The organism is Rhizobium sp. WYCCWR 11146 (assembly GCF_013591995.1).
GTDB lineage: Bacteria > Pseudomonadota > Alphaproteobacteria > Rhizobiales > Rhizobiaceae > Rhizobium > Rhizobium indicum.
This window is the reverse complement of record NZ_JACCEY010000043.1, coordinates 139,488-163,302: the sequence shown is the minus strand read 5'-3', so window position 1 is coordinate 163,302 and position 23,815 is coordinate 139,488. Positions and strand designations below refer to the sequence as shown.

Here is a 23,815-nt window from a genome sequence, read left to right as displayed (position 1 = left end):
CGCCCCGATCCAGGCTTGGATCGGGGCGTTCGCACGAATGGCAGATGTGCCGAGCTTCCGGATTTAGGTTCTCGTGAAGCGGATTGCGGTAAGGGAATCCATTGCAATCCAGAGTGATAGCGCCAGAAGGCCGACGTCTTTGAGCAGGAACTGGCCAGGAGCGACCGAGATGGCCGGGAACCCGAGTTCGGGAACAATCACGCCAGGGGTCGTAATCATGAAGCTGATGGTGGTGACAAACAGTCCGGACGACAGGACGCCTCCCACAAGCGAATAAATCGGGTTGACAAGTCTTGCGGCTATAAGTGCGCCGATGCTGAGTTCGAGGACTCCCAGGAAGCTCGAAAAGCCTCGCACGCTCAAGATGGAGTACATCCAGCTTACAAGAGGGTTGTTGCTGACCAGATCGACCAGTCCTTGGGCCTCGTAGGCTGTGAATTTCATGCCGCCAAACCAGGCATAGATCACGATGATTGATACATAGAGGCCACCGGTGGTTGCCGTGCGGCCATAGGTCTCTGCTAGATGCAGGATGCCTGCGATGCGTTTCGATTTCGGCTGGATGCCGACATGATCGATAAGTTGGGTCATTTCCTTCTCCCATTGATGTCTGGACTTTGCGGTCAGTTCGACGACCCAAATCCAGAACGATACAGATCTGTATCGATGTTGAATTAATACTACTGATCTGTATCGTTTTCAAATCACGAAATCGCGATCCATGTCGCTTCCGATTGACGGTGCAGCATGGCGACTTGCGCGTAACTGTCAGCTGCAGCCGTATTCTGTTCCCAGCCAACAAGCCATTGCTTACCATCCGACGAGTGATTAAGTATCACTACAGATCAGTATTTTTCGGTGAGGGATAATGCGGCGATCGGAAATCAGGGACCATCTGCTCGAAACATCTTTGCGCCTGTTCAACGAGCATGGTTACCATGCGACTGGCATTGACTTGATTATCGCGGAAAGTGGCGTAGCGAAAACGACCTTATACCGACACTTCGAGACAAAGGAGGACCTGATCCTCAAGGCGCTCGAGCGGCGCGACGAAGAGGATCGCCGTAAGATGCGCGAGTTTGTCGAGAAGCGTGCGACCGATCCGATGGAGCGAATTCTGTCGACGTTCGACTTTCTGGAACTCTGGTTCAAGGACAAGGATTTTAGAGGCTGTGGATTTATGGCTGCTGCTGGAGAACACAAGGACATCGCTGATCCCGTGTTCCGAGCGGCGGAGATGCACAAGCGCTTGGCGCTCGCCTACTTCGAAGAACTGGCTCATGCTGTGCGATTCCGCGACCCTCGGCGTGTGGCGGATGAAATCAATCTTCTCCATGAAGGAGCAACGGCGGTAGCCCAAATGGTTCGCTCAGCGGAGCCTGCCGGTCAGGCTAAACGAATGGCAACGGCGCTCCTTTCAACGATGGATCGCGGTTAGTCTGAAACGAGACTGTGCGGTCACGCATGAGGGCATTACCAGCGAAGTGAGATAGCCAGACCTTCGTCCGCAATTTGTCGCGTGCTGCGTAGTCGTGAATTGCCTGTGCGAGGTCGCCGAAAACGGGGCTGTCCTCGTCCGCGCCGATCTCTGCCAGCCGCATCGTGTACCACGCGGTGATCCCACCCTCGGGGGCTTGCGAGAACCTTGGAAAAGACGGCTCGGGTTTCTGATCGTCTTTCCAGAGATTGGGAAGTGAAGGCTCAAGGACGAGCGCACGTGCGAGGCCGACGATGTCGACTGCACCGCTTGCCACAGCGTCTTCGGCCTGAGCGCGCGCCTTGAAGCAGCCTGTCAGCATAAGAGGCTTGGCAGTCATAGCGCGCGCGTTTTGCGAATTCGAGGAAATAGGGTCCGCGTCCGGACCGGTCGGAGGCGGATTTTGGGAGCACGGCAACACCAGCACGAAGATCTATGCGACGGGATACAAAATCGCTAATGATTTCAAATAATCCCACGCAGGCATTGGCTGCGAAGGAGACTGACATCAGAGAGGTCCATGACGACGATGGCAAATTTCATCACCTTCAGCATCGACGGCGTCGAACCCGAGTTCGGCGCCCCGGAGCCCGGCCGGATCATCTCCGGCGATCCGCAATTCCGTACGTGGAACCTAGAGGAGAGAGAAGGTGGCCTTTATTCCGGCATCTGGGAGGCGACACCCGGCAAGTGGCGGATCGTCTACGAGGAATGGGAATATTTCAGCCTGCTGGCCGGCCATTCGATCGTGACGGAGGACGGCGGTGAGCCGGTTCATCTGAAGGCAGGTGACCGGATGATCCTCAGACCCGGCTTCAAGGGAACGTGGGAAGTCGTTGAAACGACTCGCAAGGACTACGTGATCGAGGTTTGAGCGGGCCGGCAAATGGGGCGCGACGAAGCCGGGCCTTTCCCGTTTTCGGCTTCGCCTTTTGTCCTCGCAGTCGCAGCGATGATCCGAAACGGCAAGCGGGCAAAGACGGTGCTTGTGGCCTCATATCCCGGATTTGAATGCTTTTAACCAATCCCATTAATCGTGCCTACATCGGCAAATGCTAAACCCTTATCTGCAGCGCATTGCGGACATGATGTCTCCTGCCGTCCCCCAGACATGGCCTTGCAATTAATCTTTGCGGAATTTGCATGTCGTCGAATCTTGCAGCCAGGCACGTTCGGACTCAAACGTCTTCCATCATTGCGACAACCGTCTGCTTCCTTGTCGTCGCTCTCGTATTGACCGGCCTTATGGCACATGTCGTCGCCACGATGACCCGGTCGGCGAACGAGATCGACGATGCCAGGGCCAGTCGCGCCGCCCGCGCGGCGGTCGCAGCCTTTGTGGCTCGCTTGAGCGGGACAACGACGGACAATGCCATATGGGACGATGCCTATAGTGCTGTCTCATCTCCGGCCGCTGCGGATTGGGCCTATGAGAATTGGGGAAAAACCAGCGAGGATTATGCGCTTTATGACGGCGCGATCGTGACCGGCCCTGACGGGTCTTCGATCGTCTCGGCCTATGCCAAAGGCAAGCCCTTCCAGCCGGGCACGTTTTTCGGAGAAGCCTTTTATCAGCAGATCAATGCGGCTGCAGCTCCGGCCAAGGCGCCGGTGGTCAATTTCATCAAGACCGATAGCGGTATGGCACTCATCGCCTCGCAGGCGATCCAGCCGTTCGAGGCCGCCGCCGAGGTTCCGAAGTTCAGCGTGCTGAGTTTCTACAAGGCCTTTACGTCGGAGGTACTCGACACTCTCTCCAACGAACATGAACTCGAGGGGCTGAGCCTTGAGACGACGCCCAAGCCGGGATTCCTGAACACGCCGATCACCGACATCAAGGGAGGCGTGATCGGCTACCTCGTTTGGCCGAGCAAAGCGCCCGGAAGTGCCGTGTTTCAGCAGGTCTATCCTTATCTTGCAGCTTCTACCGTCGTTCTTTCGCTGTTCTTGATCGGCGTTCTGTTGGTTGGCGCATCCGAAGCGCGGCGCCTGCGCCAACTGGCGCAAACAGCTCGCTTCGAAGCGAGCCATGACAGCTTGAGTGGCTTGTTGAACAGACAGGGTCTTCTCCGCCTGCTGGAGGATCTGGAGAGCCCGGAACCTTCGTCACCGCGGCTTTACTTGGTTGATCTCGACGGCTTCAAGGCGGTCAACGATGCTTGGGGGCATGCGGTTGGGGATGATTTGATCCGGATCGTCTCGAACGCGCTGATGACCAGTCATCCCGAAGTCCTAGCCGCGGCCCGGCTGGGAGGCGACGAATTCGCGTTGGTGCACGTTGGAGCCACTGCACGCGAAGAGATGGAAGAGGCGATTCTGGCGCTGTTTGCCGAGCCCTTCAAAATTGACGGGCGAACGATCGAAGTTGGCGCAAGCATCGGAGCTGCGGCGCACGATGGAGACATATCGCCTCTGGAGCTTCTTCGCAGAGCCGACATGGCCCTCTATCGAGCCAAGGCAAATGGTAAAGGTCAGGCGGTTGAATACGATCCCGAACTGGACCGGGAACGCATACGGGTCGCCGAGCTGGAAGGTCTCTTGAAAAACGCCATCGGCAGCGGCGCAATCGAAGCTGTTTTCCAGCCTCTCGTCGCTGCTTCGACCGGCGCTGTCACCGGTCTTGAAGCACTGGCGCGCTGGAAAACTGCAACGGGAAACGTCAGCCCGGAAATATTCATCCCGCTTGCTGAAAGGTGCGGCCTCATCGATGCCCTTGGCGTCCATTTGCTGAGAACGTCGATCGGGCATGCCAAGAGCTGGCCCGGTCTGACTTTGTCGGTGAACGTTTCGCCGATCCAGCTCTGCAATCCGGAATTTGCTGCCCAAGTGATCGCGATCCTGCAGGAGCTGGATTTCGATCCAAACCGCCTGACACTGGAAATCACCGAAGGCGTTCTGATGACAAATCCGGATCAGGCCCGTCGGTCGATAGACCAACTCAAGCGCGTCGGCATAAAGTTTGCTCTTGATGATTTTGGCTGCGGCTACGCCAGCATCGGTGCATTGCGGCAGTTTGGGTTTGATCGCATGAAGATCGACCGCTCGCTCGTGTCCGCTCTCGATGTAACCGCAAATGGCGCCGATATTCTTCGGGCAACCATCTCCTTGGCGACTGCTCTGCAGATACCCGTGACCGCCGAAGGTATTGAGAATACCCGTCAGGCGGCGATCTTGCGAGACGCCGGCTGCGACCAGCTTCAAGGGTATATGCTCGGAAAACCCATGTCGGCATGCGACATATCCAGCAGGCTGCGAGAAGAGTCGGCCGCATGATCTCGTAAAGGCCATCGCACGAATTCGGTATCGGCCACGAGCAGGCCCCGGCATTTCGAAATCCTGAAAACGACATTTCCAGGCATCGCTGCGGCAATCCACCACAGCCATGCGTCAATCTATCCCAATGTTTTTGCTAAGGCTTTGTTAAATCCGCGATTCAATCGAAAGGCCGTAACTGCCGCATTTGACGCACGGCCCTGCATTCGGTTTCGGCGGTCAAAAACCGTCATCAAACTGTAATAAAACGCGCCTAGCCCGCCTGATGTGACGAGAATTTCAGCGCCCCGACAATGGACACCCCCTCCATGGCGCTGGCCTCGTTGTTTTTCAAATCCATTAGGGAAGCGCTCATATGCTCACCAAGAAACTTCTTTCGGCCTGCCTCGGTGCGGGCCTGGTCGCCGCGCTGGCGGTTTCGGCCTCCGCCGCCGATATCACCGGCGCCGGCTCCACCTTCGTCTACCCCGTCCTGTCCAAGTGGTCTGCGGACTACAACAAGCAGACCGGCGACAAGCTGAACTACCAGTCGATCGGTTCGGGCGGCGGCATCGCCCAGATCAAGGCTGCAACGGTTGACTTCGGCGCGTCCGACGCCCCGATGAAGCCGGAAGACCTGACGACCGGCGGCTTCGGCCAGTTCCCGCTCGTCGTCGGCGGCATCGTGCCGGTCATCAACGTCAAGGGCATCAAGTCGGGCGAACTGAAGCTCACCGGCAAGGTTCTCGCCGACATCTACCTCGGCAACGTCACCAAATGGAACGACAAGGCGATTGCCGATCTGAACCCGGGCCTGAAACTGCCCGACAGCCAGATCGCCGTCGTCCACCGTTCGGACGGTTCGGGCACCTCCTTCAACTGGACCAACTACTTCTCCAAGGTCAACGAAGACTGGAAGAGCAAGGTCGGCGAAGGCACTGCCGTCAACTGGCCGGTTGGCATCGGCGGCAAGGGCAATGAGGGCGTTGCCGCATACGTCACCCGCGTCAAGGATTCGATCGGTTACGTCGAATACGCCTACGCCCTGCAGAACAAGCTGCCTTACGTGCTGATCCAGAACGCCGCAGGCCAGTATCCGAAGCCGAATGCCGAAAGCTTCTCGGCTGCAGCTGCGAGCGCCGAATGGACCAAGGCTCAGGACTTCTACCTGATCATGACCAATGCTCCGGGCGAAAAGGCCTGGCCGGTGACTGCCACGACCTGGGCGATCATGTACAAGGAGCCGAAGGATGCGGCGCGCTCCAAGGCCGCCTTCGCCTTCTTCAAATGGGCGCTCGAAAACGGCCAGAAGGAAGCTTCCTCGCTCGACTACGTTCCGCTTCCGGAAACTCTGGTGAAGCAGATCGAAGATTACTGGACGGCCTCCTTCAAGGGCTGATCCTGACGAAACTGCGGCCGGGGCGGCAAGCCAAGCTTTCCGCCCCGAATCCTTTGACATCCTCAAAGCAGCAGAGCGGACGGATATGAGCGAAGCAATGGCATCGCTGCCCGCCACAACCGCGGGCGTCAAGCGCCGCGACGGCGCGGCAGGCGATCGTATTTTTTATTGGATAGTTTTGGGCTGCGGCCTGTTTGTTCTGGTCGCACTGTTCGCAGCGGCGTTCTCCATGGTCTGGGACGGGTTTCTCGCGTTCCGGACCTTCGGCTTTGGCTTCCTGACCGGCATGGAATGGGATCCGGTTGCCCAGCGGTTCTCGGGCCTTGTGCCGATTTACGGCACGCTGGTCACCTCGGCGCTCGCCATGATCATCGGCGTTCCCGTGAGCCTCGGTATCGCCGTTTTCATTACCGAAGTTGCGCCGCGCTCCATTCGCGGTCCGATCGGCGGCGCCATCGAGCTTCTCGCCGGTATTCCCTCGATCATCTACGGCATGTGGGGTCTCTTCACGTTTGCTCCCTTCATGTCGGACTACGTTCAGCCGGTGCTGATCGACTGGCTAGGCCCGATCCCGATAATCGGCGCATTGTTCACCGGCGCCCCGCTCGGCATCGGCATGCTGACGTCAGGCATCGTGCTGGCGATCATGATTATCCCCTTCGTCTCCTCGGTCATGCGCGACGTCTTCCTGGTCGTCCCCGCGCAGCTGAAGGAATCGGCCTATGCGCTTGGTTCGACCAAGTGGGAAGTGGTGCGCGACATCGTCATTCCGCACACCCGCACCGCTGTCGTCGGCGGCATCTTCCTTGGTCTCGGCCGCGCGCTCGGAGAGACCATGGCGGTCACCTTCGTACTCGGCAACACCCATAACATCGCTGTGTCGTTGATGGAGCCCGGCACGTCGATCGCTGCGACGCTCGCCAACGAGTTTGCCGAAGCTTCAGATGATCTCTACAGGTCGTCGCTCTCGGCGCTCGGTCTCATCCTCTTCGTTGTCACCTTCATCGTTCTGGCGGCCGCCAAGCTCATGCTGGTGCGCATGGCAAGACAGAGGGGAGAGTAGTCATGGCCACCCATTCGGGTTCCATTTACCGCCGCCGCCAGATCGGCAGCATGATCGCGCTGTCGCTCTGTGGCATCGCGACCGTGGTCGGCCTGGTCTTTCTGGTTTGGATCCTCTGGACGACGCTGATACACGGCCTGTCTGCGCTCAGCCCTAGTCTCGTCACGGAAATGACGCCGCCGCCCGGCGAAGATGGCGGCGGTCTCGCTAACGCCTTCATGGGCAGCCTGCTGATGGTCGTTCTGGCTGTTATCATCGCCACGCCGATCGGCGTGCTGGCCGGCACCTTCCTGTCGGAGTTCAGCCGCGGCAAGAAGATCGGCGAAGCAATCCGCTTCGTCAACGATATCCTGCTTTCGGCGCCGTCGATCATCATCGGCTTGTTTGTCTATGAGCTGGTCGTCCGCCCGACGTCACGCTTTTCCGGCTTTGCCGGCGGCATCGCGCTCGCCTTCATCTTCCTGCCGGTCGTCGTGCGCACCACCGACGAGATGTTGCGGCTGGTTCCGGACGTCATGCGGGAGGCAGCACTTTCGCTGGGCATCCCGCGCTGGAAGGTAACGGTCAACATACTCTACCGCGCCGCCTCCGCAGGCATCTTGACGGGTATCCTGCTTGCGATCGCCCGCATTTCGGGCGAAACCGCGCCACTCCTTTTTACGGCTCTGAACAACCAGTATTGGAGCTTGGACATGTCGCAGCCGATGGCGAATATTCCCGTCGTCATCTTCCAGTTCGCTATGAGCCCCTATGAGCAATGGCAGAATCTCGCCTGGGCCGGCGCCTTCGTCATGACGGCGATCGTGCTTCTCCTCAGCGTGGGCTCCCGCGCCATCCTCAACCGCAGGAATGCGAAATGATGCTTGAGAACAAAGCCTTCGAACCTCGCCCGGCCCACTCGGCCATAACAGTCGACAAGATGGCGCTGACCGGCGTCAACTTCTACTACGGCGATGCCCACGCGATCCGCGACGTCACCCTGAGCTTTCCCGAGCGCCAGGTCTCGGCTCTCATCGGTCCGTCCGGCTGCGGCAAGTCCACGCTGTTGCGCATCTTGAACCGCATCTACATGCTCTACCCGAAGATGCGTGCCACCGGCTCCGTCACGCTCGACGGCCAGAATATCCTTGACCCCGGCTATTCGATGAACGAACTGCGCGCCCGGGTCGGCATGGTCTTCCAGAAGCCGGTGCCGTTCCCGATGTCGATCTACGACAACATCGCCTACGGTATCCGTCACCACGAGCGCATCTCCAAGGCCGAGATGGATGTCCGCGTCGAGCAGGCGCTGCGCTCGGCAGCGCTCTGGGAAGAGGTCAAGGACAAGCTGAAGGGCAGTGGCCTCGGCCTTTCCGGCGGTCAGCAGCAACGTCTCTGCATCGCGCGTGCCGTAGCACTTCGCCCCGAGGTGCTTCTGCTCGACGAGCCGACCTCCGCCCTGGACCCGATCTCGACTGCCAAGGTGGAAGAGCTGGTCGCCCGGCTGAAGACGGATTTCACCATCGTCATCGTCACCCACAACATGCAGCAGGCAAGCCGCATCTCCGACAACACCGCCTTCATGTATTTGGGCGAACTGGTCGAATACGGCCCGACAGCCGAGATTTTTCAGTCGCCGAAGGTCAAGCGCACGGAAGACTACATCACCGGCCGCTACGGCTGATCTGCGACGCCGGAGAGGAATGGATCACCACTGCAAATCCAGCCGGTCCAGCCCGTGGAAATGGTAGACATCCTTGACCACGGGTGTCTTTGCCAGCTTGAGGCCGGCCAGCCGCTCGAACAGGATCGGCAGCACGACGTTGAGCTCCAGCCGCGCCAGTGGCGCGCCGATGCAGAAATGGATGCCGGCGCCGAAGGAGAGGTTCGCCGCCTCGTTGCGGTCGGGCTTGAAGGTGAGGGGATCGGCGAATTTCGCCGGATCGAGATTGGCGGCGGCGAGGATGAGACTGACCTTGTCGCCGCGCTTGAAGGAGACGCCGTCGATTTCGGCAGGCTCCAGGGCCCAGCGCTGGAAGATGTGGACAGGCGCGCAGATGCGCAGGGTTTCCTCGACGGTGCGTCCCGTCGTCGCTTCGTCCCGGAAGAGGTCCGCCGGATCGCAGCCGCTGTCGAGAATGGTGCGCACGGAGTTGCCGATCTGGTGCACGGTCGCCTCATGCCCGGCATTGAGCAGCACGATCGTCGTCGAAACCAGCTCCTCTTCGGTCAGATACTGGCCCTTGTGTTCGGTATGGATCATGTGGGTGAGCAGGTCGTCGCGTGGGGTCGCACGGCGTTCGGCGATCACCGTCTTGACGTAGTCGGAAAATTCCTTCGCCGCCCGTTCGGCCTCTTCCTCCTGCTCGCGCGTACGGCCGAACATGTACATGCGGACATAGGCGTGCGACCAGGCGAGCAGTTGTGGCCCCATCTCTTCGGGAATGCCGATCATCCGGGCGATCATCGTCACCGGGATGATGTCGGCAAAGGCCGAGAGCAGCTCGATCTCGCGCTTCTCCGCGAAGCCGTCGATCAGCCGGTTGGCGAGTTCGGCAAGCTCAGGTTTCATCTTCTCGACATGGCGGGAAACGAAGGCGCGGTTGACGAGCGTGCGCAGCCGCGTGTGCTCCGGCGGTTCGAGTTCGAGCAGGGAATAACGTTCCGAGAGATCGAAACTGGCAAGATGCGGCATCGGCTCGGCAAGGCCGAGCTCCTCGCGGCTGGCGATATGCAGGATCTGCCGGCCGAAGCGGCGGTCGCGGAGCAGGCCGTTCACATGGTCGTAACCCGTAAAGAACCACTGCTTCTGCTCGCTCCAGTAGAAGGTCGGGCAATGGGCATGAAGTGCGGCATAGACGGCATTCGGGTCGCCGTAGAAGGCCGGGTTGCGGCCGTCCAGCGAGACATGACGGTTGGCGCGGTCGATCGAGAGAAAGGATGGGATCATCATGCCCCGAGGCTTAGCGGATTTGCCGGGCCTCGGGAAGATGCGGGGCAAGCGATCCCGGACTACCCGGCTCGTGACAGCGTACCCATGCGTCGCAGCGCGTCGACCTGGTCGTCGACCGTCGGCACGAGTTCGCCGGCATTGCCGCTCGGCGTGGCCGGTGCAGGGGCTGCGGCCTCCGCTTCGCCGAAGGTGACCGTGCAGTTGCGGCCGGCGGCCTTCGCCGCATAGAGCGCCCGGTCGGCGGCCGAGATCAGCTTGTCGATATTGGCTTCGATCGAGGAGGCGAGCGCGATGCCGATGCTGACGGTGACCGGAACGATCGCTTCGCCGGTGCTGACGGGAAGACGGCAGAATTCGGTGCGGATCGCTTCGGCGATCGCCTCGGCTTCCGTCTGGTCCGCGACGGCGGCGAAGGCGGCGAATTCCTCGCCGCCCATGCGGCCGAAGATGTTGTTCGGAATATACTGGCGGGCCATGCGCGCGAAGGCGGTCAGCACGGCATCGCCGGACTGGTGGCCGAAACGGTCGTTGACGCGCTTGAAATGGTCAAGATCGAAAAGGATCACCGCGACCTGGCGCTGCTCGTTATGAGCACGTTCCTGGATGCCGTCGAAATAGCCGAGCAGGCCGCGGCGGTTGAGCACGCCGGTCAGCGAGTCAGTCAGGGTGAGGGCACGCAGGTGCCGTTCAGAGCGCTCCATGATCAGACGGCAGGTGAACGCAAAGGCGATGGTCAGCAGGAAGGCGCTGGCCATGGCGGAGGCACCGCCGAGATTGGTCGCCTCGATATCGCTTGGCATCGTCAATGCCATCGTCAGCGCCGAGCCGAAGCACAGGCAGCCCTGGAGGATGAACACACCCATCAGCTTGACGCGGGTACGCTCACGGCGCATGTCGCCGGCGGCCACCGCCATGGCGAGTGCCGTCGCACCCGTCGCCGAAGCAAGGTTGTAGAGCACCACCCGGTTTGAATAATCGCTGTTGACCCAGGGCAGGAAGACACCGGCGAGCCAGATTGCCGGCGGCAGCAGTGCCCACCATTCGATCCGCTTGCGGTCGAGTGCCAGAAAACCAGCCACCCAGGCGCTCTGGCCGAGCAGGGCGATGGCATTGCCCGCCTCTACTGAAAGCACGCTGGGGATTTCGCCGCGCAGCGCGACCATCGCAAAGCCGATGCCGGTCAGCAGGAAGCCCAGGCCCCAATAGAGATAGGCCTCGTTCCTGACGTTGTGGCGCCAGGCGACGAACAGCACCAAAGCGAGCGTCATGGCCTCGGAACACCAGATGGCGAGACCTGTAGCGAAATTGAACACGGCAGCAACCCCTTGTCTGTCCGTTCGCATCCTTGCCGAGGAAGCTCGCCACTTCCTTAATGTCGCTGCGCTGCGGCATTGTTTTAGGCCGATATCTGCCGGTAGGCTTTCCGTTGGGTAAACGTGTATGAGCACAGTCGAATAGAGTAAGCCTTCCTTCATCCTGTCATGGAGAAAAGCCGGGGGAGACCGTACCAAGGGCTCGCCGTTAACAGGCATTTGGGGGAAAGAGGCTACCAGGAGCCGCCTTGCCCCGCCTTCTTAACGTTATCCTCATGCGTGTCTTGAAGAGGAGGGCCGGGACACTCTATGTAGGGGTAAGACATTTTTCTTTGATTCCCGGCGCCGGCCGGCGAGACGTTGACAAAGGACGCACATGAGAAACCCAGTCGATACCGCAATGGCCCTCGTTCCGATGGTCGTGGAACAGACCAACCGCGGTGAACGCTCCTACGACATCTATTCCCGCCTGTTGAAGGAACGCATCATCTTCCTGACAGGTGCTGTCGAGGACCACATGGCGACGCTCGTCTGCGCCCAGCTGCTCTTCCTCGAGGCCGAAAACCCGAAAAAGGAAATCGCCCTCTACATCAATTCGCCCGGTGGCGTCGTCACCGCCGGCATGGCGATCTACGATACGATGCAGTTCATCAAGCCCGCGGTTTCGACGCTCTGCATCGGCCAGGCCGCATCCATGGGCTCGCTGCTTCTCGCGGCCGGCCACAAGGACATGCGCTTTGCCACGCCGAATTCCCGCATCATGGTGCACCAGCCCTCGGGCGGCTTCCAGGGCCAGGCTTCGGACATCGAGCGCCACGCCCGCGACATCCTCAAGATGAAGCGCCGCCTGAACGAGGTCTACGTCAAGCACACCGGCCGCACCTACGAGGAAGTTGAAAAGACGCTCGATCGTGACCATTTCATGGATGCGGACGAAGCCCAGAGCTGGGGCGTGATCGACAAGGTTCTGACGTCGCGCCTCGAAATGGAAGGCGAACAGGCCTAGTAATTAATAGGGATGGTGTTTTCCTCGCCACAGTTCTATCCCATTTGTGATTGAACAAGGGCTTTCATCCGGCGACGAAGACGCTAATAGTAACTATTAATGCTATGTTGAATTTTTGTGACATAGCATTCGGCATTCGAAGGGGAATTCGTTGCCGCCGGGCCCAGGACATGATTGGTTGGGCCCGGTTCGTAGCCCCTGAAGCCCTTCTCGGCAAAGGCTCCGGAAACGGAGTGCCGCCAGGAGCTGATAGAGTGGACCGCGATTTCGCCTTGAAATGCGGCGTGCTGGAAGGAAAGTGATATGAGCAAGGTCAGCGGCAGCAACGGCGGCGACTCCAAGAACACTCTGTATTGTTCGTTCTGCGGAAAGAGCCAGCACGAAGTCCGGAAACTGATTGCCGGACCGACCGTCTTCATCTGCGATGAATGCGTCGAATTGTGCATGGACATCATCCGCGAGGAGAACAAGTCCTCGATGGTCAAGTCCCGCGACGGCGTTCCGACGCCCCAGGACATCATCAAGGTCCTCGACGAATACGTCATCGGCCAGCGGCAGGCGAAGAAGATCCTGTCGGTTGCCGTTCACAACCACTACAAGCGCCTGGCGCACGCCTCCAAGAACGGCGAAGTCGAGCTGGCGAAGTCGAACATCATGCTCGTCGGCCCGACCGGCTGCGGCAAGACCTATCTTGCCCAGACGCTCGCCCGCATCATCGACGTTCCCTTCACCATGGCCGATGCGACGACGCTGACCGAGGCCGGTTATGTCGGCGAGGATGTCGAAAACATCATCCTGAAGCTGCTGCAGTCGGCCGACTACAATGTCGAGCGTGCGCAACGCGGCATCGTCTACATCGACGAAGTCGACAAGATTTCGCGCAAGTCCGACAACCCGTCGATCACCCGCGACGTCTCGGGCGAGGGCGTGCAGCAGGCGCTGCTGAAGATCATGGAAGGCACGGTCGCTTCCGTTCCGCCGCAGGGCGGCCGCAAGCACCCGCAGCAGGAATTCCTGCAGGTCGACACCACGAACATCCTGTTCATCTGCGGCGGCGCTTTTGCCGGCCTCGACAAGATCATCTCTGCCCGTGGCGAGAAGACCTCGATCGGCTTTGGCGCTAGCGTCAAGTCGCAGGATGACCGCCGCGTCGGCGAGGTCCTGCGCGAACTGGAGCCGGAAGACCTGGTCAAGTTCGGCCTCATCCCCGAGTTCATCGGCCGTCTGCCGGTTCTGGCGACGCTCGAGGACCTCGATGAGGACGCGCTGATCCAGATCCTGTCCGAGCCGAAGAATGCGCTGATCAAGCAGTATCAGCGCCTGTTCGAGATGGAGGATGTGGAACTGAATTTCCACGAGGACGCTCTTCGCGAAATCGCCCGCAAGGCGATCGTGCGCAAGACCGGCGCCCGCGGCCTTCGCTCGATCATGGAGAAGATCCTGCTCGACACGATGTTCGAACTGCCGACGCTGGAAGGCGTTCGCGAGGTCGTTATCTCCGAGGAAGTGGTGCGCGGTTCGGCCCGTCCGCTTTACATCTATGCCGATCGCCAGGAAGAAAAGGCCAACGCTTCGGCGTGAGCTTAGGCTTTCGTGTGATTATTTTGGGGGCTTGCCATAGGCAGGCCCCTTTCTATTTGAAAAACCATGCGAAGCGCTGTTAGTATTTGCCGGTGGGAACCGAAATTGCCTTTGCCGATGTTGCGCAAGGGGTAGTGCTTGGCAATGATGCAATGATCCGTAAGCCTCTTGCTGGCGTTTGCATTTTAGCCGGGTCGGAAGTGGTAAGCGCCGGTCCAGCCACGCGCTTCATAGTGTTGGCGTTCCGTTGTAATAAAGCTGTCACATCCGAGGGACGCGGGCGTTAGCGTGGCTTGAAAAGCGTAGTCAGAACCTCCACTTGTAGCAACAAGTGAGATTGCCGGCCGGTCCCAAGCGGCCGTGCAGAGAGCCCGGCAACGGGACGATGGAAAGGACATAAAATGACGAAGAAAACGTCTGTAGCGAGCAGCACTGCCTACCCTGTTCTGCCCCTGCGCGACATCGTGGTTTTCCCGCATATGATCGTGCCGCTGTTCGTCGGACGGGAAAAGTCGATCCGTGCGCTCGAAGAGGTCATGGGTTCCGACAAGCAGATCATGCTGGTGACGCAGATCAACGCCAGCGACGACGATCCGGATCCTTCCGCGATCCACAATGTAGGCACCGTGGCGAACGTGCTGCAGCTCCTGAAGCTGCCCGACGGCACCGTGAAGGTTCTGGTCGAAGGCCGCGCCCGCGCCGAGATCGACACTTATACCAGCCGCGAGGATTTTTACGAGGCGCTCGGCCATGTGCTCGAGGAGCCGCATGACGATCCGGTCGAACTGGAAGCCCTGTCGCGTTCGGTCGTCTCCGAATTCGAGAGCTACGTGAAGCTCAACAAGAAGATTTCGCCCGAAGTGGTCGGCGCCGCAAGCCAGATCGACGACTATTCCAAGCTCGCCGATACGGTCGCCTCGCATCTGTCGATCAAGATCACCGAGAAGCAGGAGATGCTGGAGACCACCAGCGTCAAACAGCGCCTCGAAAAGGCCCTCGGCTTCATGGAAGGCGAGATCTCGGTCCTGCAGGTCGAAAAGCGCATCCGCTCGCGCGTCAAGCGCCAGATGGAGAAGACCCAGCGCGAATACTACCTCAATGAACAGATGAAGGCGATCCAGAAGGAACTCGGCGACGGCGAGGAAGGCCGCGACGAGATGAGCGAACTGGAAGAGCGCATCTCCAAGACCAAGCTGTCCAAGGAAGCCCGTGAAAAGGCCGATGCGGAACTGAAGAAGCTGCGCCAGATGAGCCCGATGTCGGCGGAAGCCACCGTCGTGCGCAATTATCTGGACTGGCTGCTCGGCATTCCCTGGGGCAAGAAGTCGAAGATCAAGGCCGATCTCAACAATGCCGAGAAGATCCTCGAAGCCGATCACTTCGGTCTCGACAAGGTCAAGGAGCGCATCGTCGAATATCTGGCCGTGCAGGCCCGTGCCACCAAGATCAAGGGCCCGATCCTCTGCCTCGTCGGTCCTCCGGGCGTCGGCAAGACCTCGCTCGCCCAGTCGATCGCCAAGGCGACCGGCCGTGAGTATGTCCGCATGGCGCTTGGCGGCGTTCGCGACGAAGCCGAAATCCGCGGTCACCGCCGCACCTATATTGGCTCGATGCCCGGCAAGGTCATCCAGTCGATGAAGAAGGCGAAGAAGTCCAACCCGCTCTTCCTGCTCGACGAGATCGACAAACTCGGCCAGGACTATCGCGGTGATCCGTCCTCGGCCCTGCTCGAAGTGCTCGATCCGGCCCAGAACATGACCTTTATGGACCACTATCTGGAAGTCGAATACGACCTGTCGGATGTGATGTTCATCACGACGGCAAATACGCTGAATATTCCAGCGCCTCTGATGGATCGCATGGAGATTATCCGTATCGCCGGCTACACCGAGGATGAAAAGCGCGAAATCGCCAAGCGGCACCTGCTGCCGAAGGCCATCAAGGAACATGCGTTGCAGCCGGAAGAATTCTCGGTCAGCGACGACGCCCTGATGTCGATCAGCCAGCAGTATACCCGCGAAGCCGGCGTCCGCAACTTCGAGCGCGAGCTGATGAAACTCGCCCGCAAGGCGGTCACCGAGATCATCAAGGGCAAGACGAAGGCCGTTCACGTGACGGCTGCCAACATCTCCGACTATCTGGGCGTCCCGCGCTTCCGCCATGGCGAAGCAGAGGGCGAGGATCAGGTCGGCGTCGTGACCGGTCTTGCCTGGACGGAAGTCGGTGGCGAACTGCTGACCATCGAAGGCGTGATGATGCCGGGCAAGGGCCGCATGACCGTCACCGGCAATCTGAAGGAAGTCATGAAGGAATCGATCTCGGCAGCGGCCTCCTATGTCCGCTCGCGCGCTGTCGATTTCGGCATCGAGCCGCCGCGCTTCGACAAGAGCGATATCCACGTGCACGTGCCGGAAGGCGCGACGCCGAAGGATGGCCCCTCGGCAGGCGTCGCCATGGCAACCGCGATCGTCTCGATCATGACCGGCATTCCAGTGGACAGGCATGTGGCCATGACCGGCGAAATCACCCTTCGTGGCCGTGTGCTGCCGATCGGTGGTCTCAAGGAAAAGCTGCTCGCAGCGCTTCGCGGCGGCATCAAGAAGGTGCTGATTCCGGAGGAAAACGCCAAGGACCTGGCGGAGATTCCTGACAACGTGAAGAACAACATGGAGATCATCCCGGTATCCCGCATGGGCGAGGTGATCAAGCATGCGCTGATCCGGCGGCCGGAGCCGATCGAATGGGATGGCACGGTGGAAACGCCGGTCATCACATCGGTCGAAGGCCTCGATGAGACAGGCGCAACCATAGCGCATTGAGTGGCCTTTGCCACATTTATGCCCAATTGGCCCAAAACACGGAAAAAGGCTGGCGGAAACGCCAGCCTTTTTTGTGAAAACGTCATGTAGACGCTTGCTTTTCCTTGATTTGCAGGGCTTTTGGGTTTTCGGCGGGCCTGATGAAACCTATTCTGCGCCTAGCTTACTTTTGAGTCGTTTCATACCATTTAGAAAGGGGTGGAAACATGAACAAGAATGAACTCGTGTCCGCAGTAGCCGAAAAGGCAGGACTGACGAAGTCTGACGCGGCTTCCGCTGTTGACGCGGTTTTCGACGTTGTCCAGGCTGAACTCAAGAACAAGGGCGACATTCGCCTCGCGGGTTTCGGCAGCTTCACCGTTTCTCATCGTGCCGCATCGAAGGGCCGTAACCCGTCGACGGGCGCTGAAGTCGACATTCCGGCTCGCAACGTGCCGAAATTCACGCCCGGCAAGGGCCTGAAGGACGCCGTCAACGGCTGATCTGAGATTATCCCACCAGCCGGAAACGAGACCGGTTGTGCAGGATTTAAGAGGGGTTCGGCTTTGCCGGACCCCTTTTGCTTGGCGGGCCTTGCTGTCGCCCGGGCTTTAATCTACGACGTTTCTGTTCTCAGGGCGGGGTGAAACTCCCCACCGGCGGTAAGGGTTTCGGCCTGAGCCCGCGAGCGCCTTCTCTCGTGTCCAAGCGGGGGAAGGGTCAGCAGATCCGGTGCGATTCCGGAGCCGACGGTTAAAGTCCGGATGGAAGAGAATGAGCGTCGGCCGTGCGAAGGGCAGGGGTTGCCCTGTGTCGCCTGTCGGGGTTCATGCGTCCTGATTTATGTTGGTCCCTTTTATGGATGAAAGACATGAATCAGACTTCCGTTGCCGTCGAGCCATCCCGCGCCGTTGTCGGGGCACTCTGGATGGTCCTTGCCGGCATTGCCTTTTCGCTTCTCAACGTCGTCACCCAATGGCTGACGATGAAGCTTGCCTTTCCCTCGGCGTCGGCAGCCTTCTGGCAATATGGCTTCGCCTTCCTGTTTTCGCTGCCGTTCCTGAAGAGGCTCGGCCTTGCGGCGATGCGCACGCGCTATCCCTGGCGTCACCTTGCGCGCGTCGTGCTTGCCGCGCTCGGCGTCGAGGCTTGGGTCGCCGGCCTTGCCGCGGTGCCGATCTGGCAGGCGATCGCACTGGTGATGACCTCGCCCTTCTTCATCATTCTGGGCGCCCGGCTTTTTCTGGGTGAGCGCGTCGGCCCGGCCCGCTGGGCAGCGACGGCGGCGGGCTTCACCGGAGCGATGATCATTCTGCAGCCATGGTCTGATGGTTTTGGCTGGGCGGCTCTCTTGCCTGTGCTTTCGGCGCTGCTGTGGGGCGCCTCGTCGCTGATCACCAAGAGCCTGACAGGCATCGAACGGCCGGAGACGATCACCGTCTGGCTGCTCGTTCTGCTGACGCCGATAAACGGCGGGCTGGCGCTTGCGGCAGGCTTTGCAGTGCCGACGGGCGCAACCCTTGCTCTGTTCCTGCTGGCGGGGCTGCTGACTGCCGTAGCGCAGTATTTCCTGACGCTTGCCTATGCCGCAGCGGATGCCGCCTACGTCCAGCCGTTCGACGATCTGAAGCTGCCGTTGAACGTGCTGGCCGGTTGGCTGTTCTTCGGCTATGCGCCGGCGGGTTACCTCTGGCTGGGAGCGGCTCTCATCCTGTCTGCTTCGCTGTTCATCATGCGAAACGAGATGCGCCGGGAGCGGAAACTTGCCTGACATGATTTGACGCAAAATGCCGCATCTGTCATGCCTCTGTCATGCGGCTCCCGCAGAAAACTCATGTTTCGAATGTTCGACACATGGGGGATTTCATGACAATTTCATCGCGCAGCGCAGCGCTTGCTGCCGTGCTTCTCGCATCGGTAGCCTTTCCGGCCGCGGCCGAGCCGGTTTTCAACCGCATCGCTTCCTTCCCGGTCGCAGAGAACCTGCCGGCCGACAAGGACAAGCTTTCGGTGAGCTCCGCCGAGATCATCACCGCGACCGACGACGGCAACACGCTGATCTATAGCGACAGCCCGCTCGGCGCGATCGGCTTTATCGACATTACCGATGCCAAGGCCCCCAAGGCAGGCGGCGCGCTGATGATGGACGGCGAGCCGACTTCGGTCACCTCGAGCGCCGGCAAGGCGCTGGTTGCCGTCAACACCTCCGAAAGCAAGGCGAAGCCCTCGGGCCGTCTGGCGATCGTCGACGTGGCGACCAAGAAGATCGAAAACACGTGCGATCTCGGTGGTCAGCCGGATTCGATCGCCCTCAACAAGGACAAGACGCTCGGCACCATCGCAATCGAAAATGAGCGCGACGAAGACGTCAATGACGGCAAGATCCCGCAGATGCCGGCCGGCGATCTCGTCGTCTTCCAGGTCAAGAACGGCACCGTCGATTGCGGCACCATCAAGCACGTGACGCTGACCGGGCTTACCGGCGTCGCCCCGGAGGATCCGGAGCCGGAATTCGTCGCCTTCAACGGCCTGAACGAGATTGCCCTGACGCTGCAGGAAAACAACGAGATCGTCATCATCGACGCCAACACGGCTGAAGTGAAGACGCATTTCTCCGCCGGCAGCGTCGATCTCACCGGTATCGACACCAAGCGTGACGGCGCCCTGAAATTCTCAGGCGAAGCCAAAGGTGTGCTGCGCGAGCCCGACGCCGTGAAGTGGCTGGACGACAACCGCCTCGTCGTTGCCAATGAAGGCGACTACCAGGGCGGCTCGCGCGGCTTCACCATCTTCGATAAGACGGGCAAGCTTCTCTACGAATCGGGCGCCTCCTTCGAACGCGCCGTCACCCATATCGGCCACTATCCGGAAAGCCGCTCGGGATCGAAGGGCGTCGAGCCGGAAGGCCTCGAAGCCGCCAAGTTCGGCGACGACCAATATTTCTTCCTGCTCGCCGAGCGCGCCTCGGTGGTCGGCGTTTTCAAAGATACCGGCGCCGATCCCGAACTCGTCCAACTGCTGCCATCAGGCATTTCGCCGGAAGGCGCGATCGCCATTCCCGCCCGCAATCTCTTTGCGACCGCCAACGAGGTCGATCTCGGCAAGGACGGCGGCACGCGCTCGCATGTGATGATCTACGAGCGCTCGGAAGGCGAGAAGGCCTATCCGCAGATCGTCTCCGCCGAGAAGGACGGCAATCCGATCGGCTTCGCAGCCCTTTCGGGTCTCGCTGCCGTTCCGGGCAAGCCGGGCATGCTCTACGCCGTCAGCGACAGCGTTCTGGGTTCACAGCCGACGATCTACACGATCGATGCCAGCAAGAAGCCGGCCGTCATCACCGACGCCCTCGTCGTCAAGCGTGACGGCGCTCCGGCGCAGAAGCTCGACATCGAAGGCATTGCGGCTGCCGCTGACGGCTCCTTCTGGCTCGCCTCGGAGGGCTATAGCGAGCGTCTCGTTCCGCACGCCCTCTACAACGTCAATGCCAAGGGTGACATCAAGGCCGAGATCGCCCTGCCGAAGGAGCTCGTCGCCAACGAAATCCGCTACGGCTTCGAAGGCGTGACCATTGTCGGCACCGGCGACGACACGACGCTCTGGATGGCGGTCCAGCGCGAGTGGAGCGACGACGAGAAGGGCTTCGTCAAGCTCGTCTCCTACAATCCGAAGAAGAAGGAATGGGGTGCCGTTCGCTATCCGCTCGACAAGACGGAAAGCGGCTGGGTCGGTCTGTCGGAAATATCGGCCGAGGGCGACAGCGTCTACATCATCGAGCGCGACAACCTTGTCGGCGATGCCGCCAGGCTGAAGAAGCTCTACAAGGTCGCGATTTCGGAGCTGAAGCCCGCCAAGCTCGGGGCCGAGCTGCCGGTCGTCAAGAAAACCGAAGCCCATGACTTCCTCGGTGAACTGAAGTCTGCCACCAACGGCTATGTTCTGGACAAGCTCGAAGGCTTCACCTTCGACGCATCGGGCAAGCCTTACGCGGTCACCGACAATGACGGCGTCAGCGACTCCTCCGGCGAGACCCTGTTCTTCCCGGTCGAGCTGAGCGCGACAAACTGAAAGCTGCCCCTCACCCTAGCCCTCTCCCCGTAAAAACGGGGAGAGGGGACGTGCCCTGCGAAAGGTCGGCGTCGGACGGAGAATCAGCGTTCCATCCCTACCAGCGCTGATGCACATGCGGCGCGATCAGCCGCTCGTAGATCTCGCGCGTGGCCGCCATGACATCGGCCGAAAGCGGCGCAAGGTCGGCGGCGGCCGCGTTGGCCTTGGCCTGCTCGGCATTGCGGGCGCCGGGGATGACGACGGTGACGGCATCGCTCATCAGGATCCAGCGGAGCGCGAAGGCGGCCATGGTGGCGCCCTCGGGCACCAGCTTGCGCACCTCTTCCACCGCCTGCAGGCCGACTTCGAACGGCACCCCGGCAAAGGTCTCGCCGACATCGAAGGCTTCGCCGTTGCGGTTGAAATTGCGGTGGTCGTCGCTGGCAAAATGCGTGTCCCGGGTGATCTTGCCGGAGAGAAGACCGCTGGCGAGCGGTACGCGGACGATGATCGCCACATTCCTGCGGCGTGCTTCCTGGAAGAACAGGTGATCGGGGCGCTGGCGGAAGATGTTGTAGATGATCTGGATGCTAACGACGCCGGGATATTCGATCGCCTTCAGCCCGTCTTCGACCTTTTCGACGCTGACGCCGTAACCCTTGATCTTGCCGGCCTTCTGCAGCGCGTTCAGGCCCTCGAAGACCTGAGGCTGATAAAGCACGTCGCGCGGCGGGCAGTGGAGCTGCACGAGGTCGAGACTGTCGACGGCAAGATTCGTCAGGCTGCGGTCGATAAAGCCTTCGAGATTAGCCTTTGTGTAGCCTTCGGCGACATGCGGGTTGAGGCGGCGGCCGGCCTTGGTGGCCACCATCGGGCGCTTGGCCCCACGCGTCTTCAGCACATCGGCAATGATCTTTTCCGAGCGGCCGTCGCCATAGACATCCGCCGTATCGATGAATGTCATGCCGGCATCGAGCGCGGCATTTAACGCCGCGCGTCCGTCCGCCTCGCTGATATCGCCCCAAGAGCCGCCGATCTGCCAGGCGCCGAAGCCGACATTGGTGACGGTGAAGGGCATCCGGCCAAAAGCATGGTGTTTCATGAAAATCCTCCCTACTGCATGTCGCCCGGACGTGTGCGGGGACAACGACATGCATAAAAACAAAGAGCCAAAGCGCGTCGCATGATTCGAGCAAGATGCGACGCGCTGATGAAAGACACTGGCACTATCAGCCGGGTGACTTGGCGGCAATTGTCGATCCAGCTTTGATTGGTCGCCCCGATGAAATATCGTTCTGCTACAAGGCTTCAACCGCATGGATGGAAAAGGAAAGATCATGGAGATCAAACCCGTCGGCTCTCGCCCCTCGACGAAGCCACCGGCCGACTATTTCACCGGCGCCGTTCGCCAGGATCCGCTGATGGAAACGCCGGCGCCGGCACGGGCGAGGGCGGTCTCCGTCACCTTCGAACCCGGCGCCCGCACGGCCTGGCATACGCATCCGCTCGGCCAGACGCTGATCGTGACATCAGGCAAGGGTCTCGCCCAGAGCTGGGGAGAGGACATCCGTGAGATCCGCGCCGGCGATACCGTCTGGTTCGCGCCGGGCGAAAAACATTGGCATGGTGCTGCCCCGGATACAGCGATGACGCACATCGCCATTCATGAGGCGCTGGACGGCAATCACGTCGACTGGATGGAAAAGGTCAGCGACGAGCAATATTCCGGCCAAGCGTAAAACATGTCACGCAAAAGTGTGCAGCGGTTTTGCGGTAAAGACATGCGCAAAACCAAAGACCTAAAGCGCGTGAAGCGAATCTGAAAGATCGCGCCGCGCTTTAGACTGATCAGAGCCGCTTCAGGCAATAGGAAAAATGCGCGTGCGATTCGACCGTCAGGAACTCGAATTGCCAGCCATAATCCTTGCAGAATTTGGTAACCGCTTCGACGACACCATAGACGATCGGCTTGACCGTATTGCCGGTGCAGAAATCATGCCCGGCAATGCGCCCCGTCCGCTTCACCTTCTTTTCGCAGAGCAGCAGTTCCTGCCAGGTGAGCTCGAAGGAATGATCGGTATCGATATAGGCCCAGTCGAGGAAATCGTCTTCGAATTCGGCAAGCTTTTCGAGTGAGGTCCCTTGCATCAGGTGCAGCCGGCCGGCCTCGATCTCGGCCGCGAAATTCGTGTGGATCGAGTCGAGCCCGGAGCTGTAGCGATCCATCGACCAGGGATCGATGAGGTAGAGCTGCGCCGGGCGATTCTTTTCCAGGATCTCGGCCGTATATTCGCCGAAGGCTGCTCCCACCTCGACGCCGATGCCGCCGTTCGGAATCCGATAGAGCAGCTCGCCGCGATCCGGCAGCAGACGGGCATTTTCCATGTGGTGGGCGCTGAGCGGGGTGCGCGGCATGCTCGCCCGGAGCGCCTGCCTTTCTTCACGTGTCTTCATCTCTGATCTCGGGATTGCAGGCGACTGACGGCCCTGATGCGGTTTGACGGGAAGGTAGGAGCAGCCGGCACCGATGACAACCGCATGACAGGAATTTGCTTCTTTCGAACAAACCGCTAAGTTCCATCTGTGAACTGACGAAAAAGCCTCGGGAGGAGCGATTTCATGAGACGCATGTGGCCTGAAGAATTCAACGCCATCATCAGCGGAGCTGAGGAGGTGATGTTGGAAACACCAGCCGAGGCCGGCGAAGCGCCGCTGCAGCGCAAGGCGCTGAAGGCGCGAATCACCATGCAGGATTACGAGCGGATCTGGCCGCTCGCCGAGATGCGCTTCCGGCTTGGCGAAAGAGATGGCAAGGCCATCACGCTGATCACCACCAATCCCCATTACCACGCCTGGCACCCGAAGGACGGCGGCAGCGTCGATTCCGAGTCGGACAGCGGCCGCCATTACAAGACGGATTATCTCGTCGTGCACTTCCTGCTCGACG

21 protein-coding genes and 1 riboswitch are annotated in these 23,815 nt (G+C 60.2%); of the genes, 15 read left to right on the top strand and 6 right to left on the bottom strand.

Annotation, left to right across the window (positions count from 1 at the left end; all coding sequences use genetic code 11):
* Positions 1-63: 63 nt before the first annotated feature.
* Positions 64-591: a YkgB family protein gene (locus HX899_RS33885; protein ID WP_180196682.1), complete on the bottom strand. Its 528-nt coding sequence runs from the start codon at positions 589-591 to the stop codon at positions 64-66.
* A 277-nt stretch (positions 592-868) separates the two neighbouring features.
* Here HX899_RS33885 and HX899_RS33880 point away from each other — a divergent pair, with 277 nt between their 5' ends.
* Positions 869-1,438, top strand: coding sequence for a TetR/AcrR family transcriptional regulator (locus tag HX899_RS33880; RefSeq protein ID WP_138328270.1), 570 nt, complete (start codon positions 869-871; stop codon positions 1,436-1,438).
* Here the strand turns inward: HX899_RS33880 and HX899_RS33875 are convergent.
* Entirely contained in the window at positions 1,392-1,817 is a 426-nt protein-coding gene (locus HX899_RS33875; protein ID WP_246697242.1) for a hypothetical protein, read from the bottom strand. The two genes, HX899_RS33880 and HX899_RS33875, sit on opposite strands and share 47 nt — an antisense overlap.
* Positions 1,818-2,006: 189 nt before the next feature.
* Between HX899_RS33875 and HX899_RS33870 the strand changes: the two genes are divergently transcribed.
* The 6 genes from HX899_RS33870 (at position 2,007) to pstB (ending at position 8,854) form a co-directional block, all read left to right on the top strand.
* Positions 2,007-2,351: a cupin domain-containing protein gene (locus HX899_RS33870; protein ID WP_407073953.1), complete on the top strand. Its 345-nt coding sequence runs from the start codon at positions 2,007-2,009 to the stop codon at positions 2,349-2,351.
* A 269-nt stretch (positions 2,352-2,620) separates the two neighbouring features.
* Complete coding sequence (locus tag HX899_RS33865; RefSeq protein ID WP_181294483.1) at positions 2,621-4,750, top strand: EAL domain-containing protein; 2,130 nt, start codon at positions 2,621-2,623, stop codon at positions 4,748-4,750.
* Positions 4,751-5,105: 355 nt separating this feature from the next.
* The gene (gene pstS / locus HX899_RS33860; protein WP_168316320.1) at positions 5,106-6,128 is read left to right on the top strand and encodes a phosphate ABC transporter substrate-binding protein PstS; all 1,023 of its coding nucleotides are present in this window, start codon (positions 5,106-5,108) and stop codon (positions 6,126-6,128) included.
* 85 nt (positions 6,129-6,213) lie between these two features.
* The gene (gene pstC / locus HX899_RS33855; protein ID WP_138328267.1) at positions 6,214-7,191 is read left to right on the top strand and encodes a phosphate ABC transporter permease subunit PstC; all 978 of its coding nucleotides are present in this window, start codon (positions 6,214-6,216) and stop codon (positions 7,189-7,191) included.
* Positions 7,192-7,193: 2 nt separating this feature from the next.
* On the top strand, positions 7,194-8,051 hold the full coding sequence (gene pstA, locus HX899_RS33850) for a phosphate ABC transporter permease PstA (protein ID WP_171599444.1): 858 nt from the start codon (positions 7,194-7,196) through the stop codon (positions 8,049-8,051).
* On the top strand, positions 8,048-8,854 hold the full coding sequence (gene pstB / locus HX899_RS33845; RefSeq protein WP_138328265.1) for a phosphate ABC transporter ATP-binding protein PstB: 807 nt from the start codon (positions 8,048-8,050) through the stop codon (positions 8,852-8,854). Before pstA ends, pstB begins: the two co-directional genes overlap by 4 nt.
* A gap of 24 nt (positions 8,855-8,878) precedes the next feature.
* On the opposite strand, the gene HX899_RS33840 is transcribed toward pstB, so the two are convergent.
* Both HX899_RS33840 and HX899_RS33835 read right to left on the bottom strand, forming a co-directional pair.
* The gene (locus tag HX899_RS33840; RefSeq protein WP_171599445.1) at positions 8,879-10,123 is read right to left on the bottom strand and encodes a cytochrome P450; all 1,245 of its coding nucleotides are present in this window, start codon (positions 10,121-10,123) and stop codon (positions 8,879-8,881) included.
* Between the two features lie 59 nt (positions 10,124-10,182).
* Positions 10,183-11,598 carry a GGDEF domain-containing protein gene (locus tag HX899_RS33835; RefSeq protein ID WP_181294482.1) on the bottom strand — a complete coding sequence of 472 codons (1,416 nt, stop codon included), beginning with the start codon at positions 11,596-11,598 and terminating at the stop codon, positions 10,183-10,185.
* A 214-nt stretch (positions 11,599-11,812) separates the two neighbouring features.
* Between HX899_RS33835 and clpP the strand changes: the two genes are divergently transcribed.
* From clpP to HX899_RS33805, 6 genes are all read left to right on the top strand, one after another.
* Complete coding sequence (clpP, locus tag HX899_RS33830) at positions 11,813-12,442, top strand: ATP-dependent Clp endopeptidase proteolytic subunit ClpP (RefSeq protein ID WP_003547334.1); 630 nt, start codon at positions 11,813-11,815, stop codon at positions 12,440-12,442.
* Positions 12,443-12,745: 303 nt separating this feature from the next.
* Positions 12,746-14,023, top strand: a complete 1,278-nt coding sequence (clpX, locus tag HX899_RS33825; RefSeq protein WP_003547337.1) for an ATP-dependent Clp protease ATP-binding subunit ClpX — start codon at positions 12,746-12,748, stop codon at positions 14,021-14,023.
* Positions 14,024-14,424: 401 nt separating this feature from the next.
* A complete protein-coding gene (gene lon / locus HX899_RS33820) occupies positions 14,425-16,842 on the top strand; it encodes an endopeptidase La (RefSeq protein WP_029872855.1) in 2,418 nt (805 codons plus the stop codon).
* A gap of 206 nt (positions 16,843-17,048) precedes the next feature.
* Positions 17,049-17,324 (top strand): DNA-binding protein HupB, encoded by a 276-nt coding sequence (hupB, locus tag HX899_RS33815; RefSeq protein ID WP_003547346.1) that lies wholly within the window; start codon positions 17,049-17,051, stop codon positions 17,322-17,324.
* A 122-nt stretch (positions 17,325-17,446) separates the two neighbouring features.
* Positions 17,447-17,601, top strand: a riboswitch (FMN riboswitch).
* 91 nt (positions 17,602-17,692) lie between these two features.
* Positions 17,693-18,592, top strand: coding sequence for a DMT family transporter (locus tag HX899_RS33810; RefSeq protein ID WP_138328262.1), 900 nt, complete (start codon positions 17,693-17,695; stop codon positions 18,590-18,592).
* Between the two features lie 83 nt (positions 18,593-18,675).
* The gene (locus tag HX899_RS33805) at positions 18,676-20,886 is read left to right on the top strand and encodes an esterase-like activity of phytase family protein (RefSeq protein ID WP_181294481.1); all 2,211 of its coding nucleotides are present in this window, start codon (positions 18,676-18,678) and stop codon (positions 20,884-20,886) included.
* Between the two features lie 97 nt (positions 20,887-20,983).
* Here HX899_RS33805 and HX899_RS33800 read toward each other — a convergent pair whose 3' ends face one another.
* Complete coding sequence (locus tag HX899_RS33800; protein ID WP_181294480.1) at positions 20,984-21,970, bottom strand: aldo/keto reductase; 987 nt, start codon at positions 21,968-21,970, stop codon at positions 20,984-20,986.
* A 235-nt stretch (positions 21,971-22,205) separates the two neighbouring features.
* Between HX899_RS33800 and HX899_RS33795 the strand changes: the two genes are divergently transcribed.
* Positions 22,206-22,607: a cupin domain-containing protein gene (locus tag HX899_RS33795; protein WP_246697241.1), complete on the top strand. Its 402-nt coding sequence runs from the start codon at positions 22,206-22,208 to the stop codon at positions 22,605-22,607.
* 109 nt (positions 22,608-22,716) lie between these two features.
* Here the strand turns inward: HX899_RS33795 and HX899_RS33790 are convergent, their stop codons facing one another.
* On the bottom strand, positions 22,717-23,322 hold the full coding sequence (locus HX899_RS33790; protein ID WP_011651366.1) for a class I SAM-dependent methyltransferase: 606 nt from the start codon (positions 23,320-23,322) through the stop codon (positions 22,717-22,719).
* Positions 23,323-23,487: 165 nt separating this feature from the next.
* On the opposite strand from HX899_RS33790, the gene HX899_RS33785 reads away from it, so the two are divergent.
* On the top strand, positions 23,488-23,815 hold a 328-nt coding region (locus HX899_RS33785; RefSeq protein WP_181294478.1), incomplete at its 3' end, for a hypothetical protein.

Coding starts and splice junctions, on each gene's coding strand:
- HX899_RS33885 (WP_180196682.1), bottom strand. CDS start 591: ATGACCCAACTTATCGATCATGTCGGCATCCAGCCGAAATCGAAACGC.
- HX899_RS33880 (WP_138328270.1), top strand. CDS start 869: ATGCGGCGATCGGAAATCAGGGACCATCTGCTCGAAACATCTTTGCGC.
- HX899_RS33875 (WP_246697242.1), bottom strand. CDS start 1,817: ATGACTGCCAAGCCTCTTATGCTGACAGGCTGCTTCAAGGCGCGCGCT.
- HX899_RS33870 (WP_407073953.1), top strand. CDS start 2,007: ATGGCAAATTTCATCACCTTCAGCATCGACGGCGTCGAACCCGAGTTC.
- HX899_RS33865 (WP_181294483.1), top strand. CDS start 2,621: ATGTCGTCGAATCTTGCAGCCAGGCACGTTCGGACTCAAACGTCTTCC.
- pstS (WP_168316320.1), top strand. CDS start 5,106: ATGCTCACCAAGAAACTTCTTTCGGCCTGCCTCGGTGCGGGCCTGGTC.
- pstC (WP_138328267.1), top strand. CDS start 6,214: ATGAGCGAAGCAATGGCATCGCTGCCCGCCACAACCGCGGGCGTCAAG.
- pstA (WP_171599444.1), top strand. CDS start 7,194: ATGGCCACCCATTCGGGTTCCATTTACCGCCGCCGCCAGATCGGCAGC.
- pstB (WP_138328265.1), top strand. CDS start 8,048: ATGATGCTTGAGAACAAAGCCTTCGAACCTCGCCCGGCCCACTCGGCC.
- HX899_RS33840 (WP_171599445.1), bottom strand. CDS start 10,123: ATGATGATCCCATCCTTTCTCTCGATCGACCGCGCCAACCGTCATGTC.
- HX899_RS33835 (WP_181294482.1), bottom strand. CDS start 11,598: ATGAAGGAAGGCTTACTCTATTCGACTGTGCTCATACACGTTTACCCA.
- clpP (WP_003547334.1), top strand. CDS start 11,813: ATGAGAAACCCAGTCGATACCGCAATGGCCCTCGTTCCGATGGTCGTG.
- clpX (WP_003547337.1), top strand. CDS start 12,746: ATGAGCAAGGTCAGCGGCAGCAACGGCGGCGACTCCAAGAACACTCTG.
- lon (WP_029872855.1), top strand. CDS start 14,425: ATGACGAAGAAAACGTCTGTAGCGAGCAGCACTGCCTACCCTGTTCTG.
- hupB (WP_003547346.1), top strand. CDS start 17,049: ATGAACAAGAATGAACTCGTGTCCGCAGTAGCCGAAAAGGCAGGACTG.
- HX899_RS33810 (WP_138328262.1), top strand. CDS start 17,693: ATGAATCAGACTTCCGTTGCCGTCGAGCCATCCCGCGCCGTTGTCGGG.
- HX899_RS33805 (WP_181294481.1), top strand. CDS start 18,676: ATGGGGGATTTCATGACAATTTCATCGCGCAGCGCAGCGCTTGCTGCC.
- HX899_RS33800 (WP_181294480.1), bottom strand. CDS start 21,970: ATGAAACACCATGCTTTTGGCCGGATGCCCTTCACCGTCACCAATGTC.
- HX899_RS33795 (WP_246697241.1), top strand. CDS start 22,206: ATGGAGATCAAACCCGTCGGCTCTCGCCCCTCGACGAAGCCACCGGCC.
- HX899_RS33790 (WP_011651366.1), bottom strand. CDS start 23,322: ATGAAGACACGTGAAGAAAGGCAGGCGCTCCGGGCGAGCATGCCGCGC.